This window comes from Streptomyces solincola (assembly GCF_002982015.1).
Lineage (GTDB): Bacteria > Actinomycetota > Actinomycetes > Streptomycetales > Streptomycetaceae > Streptomyces > Streptomyces solincola.
This window is the reverse complement of the sequence record NZ_PVLV01000362.1, coordinates 1-5,538: the sequence shown is the minus strand read 5'-3', so window position 1 is coordinate 5,538 and position 5,538 is coordinate 1. Positions and strand designations below refer to the sequence as shown.

Sequence of the window (5,538 nt, the reverse complement as noted above, 5' to 3'; positions counted from 1 at the left end):
TCTCGTCCCGCCGCTCTCGTGCGGGGTCCGCCGGCGCCCCCGGCGCCGGCGGACCCCGCACGAGAGCGGCGGGACGAGACGGTCGCGGAGGACCCCGTACCGGACCGGCGGGACGAGGCAGTCGCGCAGGACCCCGTACCGGACCGGTGGGACGAGGCAGTCGCGCAGGACCCCGTACCGGACCGGTGGGACGAGACGGTCGCGCAGGACCCCGCACGGGACCGGCGGGACGAGACGGTCGCGGAGAGCCGGACGGAGCCGGTGCCGGCGGAGGGGCGGGACGACGCCGCCCGGGCGGTCGCCGACTTCGTCGGTCTGGCGGACTCGGGTGACGTCGACGAGATGAGCGACGAGCGCATACGGACCCTCATCTGGACGGCGGCCACCTACCGCCCGCTGGAGGAGGTCGCCGCGCTGGTGACCATGCTCAAGCGGAGCCGGGCCGTCTCCAGTCCGGCCGACGAGGCGCTGCGGGCGGCCGCGGTGGCCCGGCCGCTGGAGGAGGTCCGCCAGTTGGTGGCCATGCTCAACGAGGCCGGCCACCCCATCGACGAGTCGGACACCACCCTCCGCGCGGCGGCCGTGGGCCGTCCGATCGAGGACGTGGTGCAGCTCGTGAGCATCCTGGGCACCGCCCAGAGCGCGCCCGCCGAGGCCCCGGTGGCCGGCGGCGCGGCCGGGCGGACCGCCCCCGCGCCCGCGGCCGAGCCGGTGCCCGCCGCGGCCGTCGCGCCCGAACCGGCCGCCGAGCCGGCGGCTCCCGCCGCGCAGCACCTTGCCGCGGCGACCGCCGCGCCGGCCGTGCAGGTGCCGGAGGACCCCAAGGTCCGGCCGCCGCGCTCGATGACCGCGGCGGCCGCCCAGCCGGAGCCGGCCGCGCCGGCGTCCGGGGAGTCCGCCGCGCGCCGGCACAGTGCGCTGCGCTGGCCCGCCGCCGTGGCGCTGCTGGTGTGCGGGGCGGTGCACCTCCCGGTGGAGCTGGCCGGGTTGCGGGCCGGCAGCGGCGCACTGGTGTCGCTGGTGGTGACCGCGCTGTGCATGGTGGCCGCGGTGGTGCTGGTGATGCGCGAGTCGCCGCGCGCCTGGATGGCGGCGGCGATGACGGCGGTCGGCGTGTTCCTGGTGCACACGGTGGCCGGCGACGAAGCGCCTCTGCTGCTGGAGCGCAGCGTGGGCGCGGCGTTCACCTGGTCGGGCACGGCGGCGCTGGTCGCCTCGGTGCTGGTGGTGCTGCTGGCCGGCAAGGTCCTGCTGCGCCAGCGGAGCGAGGTCCGGCCGGCGGGTGACGCCTGACGGACGGCGCTGGCCGGACGGCGGGAACGCCCGGCCCACGGCACGACGGGAGCCGCTCGCACCGAGCGGCTCCCGTCGCCGCGTCCGGTCGGCGTCCGAAGAGCCCGGAAAGCTCAAGGCCCGGTGTGTGAGGGTTCGTTGGGGGCTCCGCGAGGCGGGACGCGCAGGTTCGTCACACCGGGGGCCGTTTACATCCGCCGCCGAGCGGCGACCCGGTAGGGCGAACCAGAGCCATCGTTCCTGACGACCGGGAGAGTCCCATGAGTGACTGGCGCCACCGGGCGCTGTGCCGTGACGAGGACCCGGACCTGTTCTTCCCCATCGGGAACACCGGTCCGGCGCTGCTTCAGGCGGAGGAGGCGAAGGGGGTGTGCCGGCGCTGCCCCTCGCGCGAACCGTGCCTGGAGTGGGCGCTGGAGTCGGGCCAGGAGGCCGGGGTCTGGGGCGGTCTGACCGAGGACGAACGGCGGGCCCTGAAGCGTCGTACCGCGCGTCGGCGACAGCGCAGCCAGGTCTGAGCCGAGCCGGCGGTCACCGGGAGTGACGGCTGGAGCGACTGTCCGGGCTGGTCACCGTACATCCGTCCGGTTTACGGTGGTCTGATGGGAAAGGGCACGCGCCCCTCAGCGGGCGCGGTGGGTGCGTGAGGCACCCCGGCCCGCCGTCCTCCCGCCGACCCCTGGAGCCTCATGCCCGGATCCCGCGCCCTGGCCGCAGCCGCGTTCGCCGCTGCGGTCGCGCTCGCGCTCGCCGGTTGCGGGGCCGTCGAGGACGGCCGCCCGGCGGACCGGCCGGCCATGGTCGACGCCACCTCGGGCATGATCCGGAGCACGACCGTCTCCGCGCCGTCCGCGCCGTCCGCGCCGTCCGCCACCTCGGCCGAGCCGTCGCCGGACGAGCCGGCCCGCACCCGGCCGGCGGTGCTGGCGATACCGGCGATCGGGGTGGCGGAGCTGCGGGTGGTGCCGTACGAGGGCAGCCCCGACGACTGGCCCGGCACCCGGATCCAGGACCGGGGCGTCGCCGCCAGTCCGTACGGTGACAAGGGCGGAGTGGGACCGGGCGAGACGGGGAACTACCTGGTCACCGCCCATCGCCTGTCGGCCGGCGGCCCGCTGCGCGACTTGCCGGAGCTGCGCCCGGGCGACACGGTGCGGGTGACCGCCGGCGGCGAGGTGCACGAGTACCGGATCACGGAGACCCGCTCGACCTCCTTCCGCTCCGAGAAGTCACTGGCCGAGCAGCGGGCTGCCGTCCCGGGCGAGCCGGGACGACAGCCCACCCGGGCCATGATCACCCTGTCCACCTGCGCGACGCCGGAGGACGACGCGGCGGGCAACTTCTGGCGGGACGACAAGGGCAACCCGGAGCACCGGATCGACAAGGTCGGCGTGCTGGTGTCCTCGAAGAAGGTCTGACCGGAGGCTGCCCGCCGTGCTACCGGCCGGGAGCGCCTCCACCGCCACCCGGCTGCTCCCCGCCATCGGGCTGCTTGCCGCCGCCGGGCTGCTCCGTGCCACCGGTCTGCTGCTCCCCGCCACCCGGCTGTTCCCCGCCACCCGGCTGCTGCTCCCCGCCACCCGGCTGCTCCCCGCCACCGGGTTGCTGCTCCTCCGCTCCCGCGCCCTGGTCGTCTCCGATGCGCGCGCCGACGGCGGCGAGGGCGGTGGTGACGGGCTGGAAGAAGGTCTCGCCGCCGGAGTCGCAGTCGCCGCTGCCGCCCGAGGTCAGGCCGACCGCGTCGCCCTCGCGGGTGAACAGCGAGCCGCCGCTGTCGCCGGGCTCGGCGCACACGTCGGTCTGGATCAGGCCGGTGACCGTACCCTCGGGGTAGTTGACGGTGGCGTTCAGTCCGGTGACCTGGCCGTCCCGCAGCCCGGTGGTGCTGCCCATCCGGAAGACCTGCCCGCCCACGGCGGCCTCCACGGCCCCGCGGACGGCGAGCTTCTCCCCGTCGCCCAGGTCCACGGCGTCGGGCGCGTCGGCGGCGGGATCGTCATAGGCGACCAGCCCGAAGTCGCCCGCGCCGGGGAAGACGGACTCCTGGACGGTGCCGAGCACCGTTCCGTCGGCGTCGGACCACTGGTCGGCGGCGGCCGTGCAGTGTCCGGCGGTGAGGAAGCCGCGGCGGCCGTCGCCGGTGGTGACGTTGAAGCCGAGCGAGCAGCGCGCGCCGCCGCCGAAGACGGCGTCCCCGCCGTCGGCGAAGGGGCGGAACGCGCCGGCGGACCGGCGGATGCGGGCCACGTCCTCGCCGAGCCCCTCGACCGCGGACTCCAGGCGGTCCCAGCGCGCGCCGGTGACCGTGCGGTCGGCGGTGACCACCACCCGGTTGGTGCGGGGGTCGACCGCCCAGGCGGTGCCCGGGACCCGGGCCTCGGCGGTGAGGGTGCGGGTGGCCGCGGTCAGCGCCGTGGCGCTGTTGCGCACCTGGCGGGCGACCGCCCCGGCGCGCTCGATCCGCTCGGTCTGGGCGTCGTCGCCGCCGGCCACGTTGACCACCAGCCTGTGGGCGGCGGCGTCGTAGTAGGCGCCGCCGTAGGAGTCCCCGAGGGAGGCGGCCAGCCGGTCGGCCACCTGGACGGCGGACCCGGCGGTCATGGTGCGGGCGGGCGGCGGGGCGTCGTCCGCCCCGGACTGGGAGGCGTTGGCCTGCGGCAGCAGGATCGCCGCCGCGGCGATGCCCACCGCCCCCGCGCCCGCCAGGACCGCCTTCCGCTTGGGTATGCGCCTGTGACTCAACTCCACTGCTCCTGCCGTTTGTTCGGACTCCGGCCGCCGTCGGCGGGCGGGGGGACGCGTCCGCCTCCAGGTACGCGGGCAGGACGTGGAGCGTTCACCGTGGATCTCCGGGCGGTCGCCGGCCGGGGCGCGGCAGGACGGTGACCGTCGGTAGCCCGACATCAGCACAGAATGGTAAAAATGCTGTATGAGAGGACGGATCGGACGGCCTGGGCGTGCCCTTCTGGGGGTGCGCAGTGTCGCCGGTCAGGTGCTCCTGCTCCAGGCGGTCGTCGCCGTCGTGCTGATCACGGTGGCGGTGGTGGCGCTGGTCTGGCAGACCCGTGCCGACAGCGAGGAGGACGCCCGCAACCGCTCGCTGGCCGCCGCCGAGGGGTTCGCGGACGCGCCGGGCACGGCGGCCGCGCTCTCCTCGGCGGATCCGGCGGCCGTGCTCCAGCCGGCCGTGGACAAGGCCATCCTGGGCACCGGGGTGGACTTCGTGGCGGTGCTGTCGCCGGACGGGGTGCGGTACGCGGACAACGACCGCTCCCTGATCGGGCAGCCGGCCGAGGGGCTGTCCGACGCGGCGGACGGCCCGGCGTACACGGAGATCTTCACCGGCTCGCCCAATGACGCGGCCCGCGCGGTGGTGCCGGTACGCGGCCCCGACGGCACGGTGGTCGGCTTGGTGACCGCAGGGGTGACGATCGCGAGCGTCGCGGACGCGGTGGACCGCCATATTCCGGTGCTGCTGGGGTCGGCGGCGGCCGCGCTGGCGCTGGCCGTGGGCAGCTCGCTGCTGGTGAGCCGGCGGCTGGCCCGGCAGACCCGGGGGCTGGGGCCGGCCGAGATGACCCGGATGTACGAGCACCATGACGCGGTGCTGCACGCGGCGCGCGAGGGCGTGCTGATCGTGGACGGCGAGGGCCGGCTGACGCTCGCCAACGACGAGGCGCGCCGGCTGCTGGACCTGCCGCCGCGCCCGGAGGGGCGGCAGGTCACCGGGCTGGGGCTGGACCGGGACACCGCCGAGCTGCTGGCCTCGGGGCGGATCGTCACCGACGAGGTGCGGCTGGCGGGCGACCGGCTGCTGGCGGTGAACACCCGGCGTACCGCGCCCCGGGGCGGGGCCGGCCACACGGTCGTCACGCTGCGCGACACCACGGAGCTGCGGGTGCTGTCGGGGGTGGCGGAGGGGGCCAGGGAGCGGCTGAAGCTGCTGTACGAGGCGGGGGTGCGGATCGGCAGCACGCTGGACGTGGTGCGGACGGCGGAGGAGCTGGCGGAGGTGGCGGTGCCCCGGTTCGCGGACTTCGCGACGGTGGAGCTGCTGGACCCGGTGCTGCGCGGCGAGGAGCCGGCCGGCGAGCACACCGAGATGCGCCGGGCGGCGGTGTACGGGGTGCGCGGGGACCATCCGTTGCAGTTGGTGGGCGATCTGGTGCGGTGCGCGCTGCCGACGACGCCGATGGCGGCCGCGCGCACCGCACCAGATCGCCCACCAACTGCAACGGATGGTCC

Annotated in this window: 4 protein-coding genes and 1 pseudogene; 4 read left to right on the top strand and 1 reads right to left on the bottom strand. The window is 76.3% G+C overall.

All coding sequences use genetic code 11. The annotated features are described in order from the left end of the window. From C6N75_RS21660 to C6N75_RS21650, 3 genes are all read left to right on the top strand, one after another. Nucleotides 1-1,293 (top strand): hypothetical protein (locus C6N75_RS21660; protein WP_219852898.1); only part of this gene is annotated, 1,293 nt, incomplete at its 5' end. A 260-nt stretch (nucleotides 1,294-1,553) separates the two neighbouring features. Next, the gene (locus C6N75_RS21655; RefSeq protein ID WP_105870568.1) at nucleotides 1,554-1,811 is read left to right on the top strand and encodes a WhiB family transcriptional regulator; all 258 of its coding nucleotides are present in this window, start codon (nucleotides 1,554-1,556) and stop codon (nucleotides 1,809-1,811) included. 171 nt (nucleotides 1,812-1,982) lie between these two features. Beyond that, nucleotides 1,983-2,711 (top strand): class E sortase, encoded by a 729-nt coding sequence (locus C6N75_RS21650; protein ID WP_181160565.1) that lies wholly within the window; start codon nucleotides 1,983-1,985, stop codon nucleotides 2,709-2,711. Between the two features lie 19 nt (nucleotides 2,712-2,730). On the opposite strand, the gene C6N75_RS21645 is transcribed toward C6N75_RS21650, so the two are convergent. Next, the gene (locus C6N75_RS21645) at nucleotides 2,731-4,035 is read right to left on the bottom strand and encodes a S1 family peptidase (RefSeq protein ID WP_105870570.1); all 1,305 of its coding nucleotides are present in this window, start codon (nucleotides 4,033-4,035) and stop codon (nucleotides 2,731-2,733) included. 187 nt (nucleotides 4,036-4,222) lie between these two features. Here C6N75_RS21645 and C6N75_RS21640 point away from each other — a divergent pair. Beyond that, nucleotides 4,223-5,538, top strand: a pseudogene (locus tag C6N75_RS21640) (histidine kinase); the annotation flags it as partial.